We start from the raw sequence: 519 nt of genomic DNA on the forward strand, positions 1-519 counted from the left end.
CGATGGCAACGAACAGGTGGAGCTTGCCTTGTTCGGTGCTGACCTGTGCGATGTCGATGTGGAAGTAGCCGATCGGGTAGGCTTTGAAGCGCGAACGCTTGGGCTTGTCGCCGTCGACCTCCGGCAGCCGACTGATGCCGTGACGCTGGAGACAGCGATGCAGACTTGAGCGGGTCAGGTGCGGAATGCTGGCCTGAAGCGCGTAGAGGCAGTCATCCAGTGGCAGCAGGGTATGCCGGCGAAAGGCGACGATGACCGCCTCGTGCTCCAGGCTCAGCACCGTGGAATGAGGCTCCTTCGGTCCCATCCGCGCATCGGTGCTGGTCGGACGTGACCGCCACTTCTGCACGGTGGTCGGGCTGATCCCATAATGCTTCGCCGCGGCTCTCACGCTCTCTTTACGAGCTTGGATTGCCCGACGGACCGTCTCTGTCGTTGTGGCGCTGCCGTGGAGAATCTGTCCCATAGCGCGTCCCTCCATGTGGCACCCGATGTATCACCACACAACGGGACCAAACA

General features: G+C 62.0%; 1 protein-coding gene. It reads right to left on the bottom strand.

Going from position 1 to position 519, the window contains the following annotated elements:
• On the bottom strand, window positions 1–466 hold a 466-nt coding region (locus FV228_RS32385), incomplete at its 3' end, for a helix-turn-helix domain-containing protein (protein ID WP_147858027.1).
• Window positions 467–519: the final 53 nt, after the last annotated feature.

Source organism: Methylobacterium sp. WL18 (assembly GCF_008040015.1).
GTDB classification, from domain to species: Bacteria; Pseudomonadota; Alphaproteobacteria; order Rhizobiales; family Beijerinckiaceae; genus Methylobacterium; species Methylobacterium mesophilicum.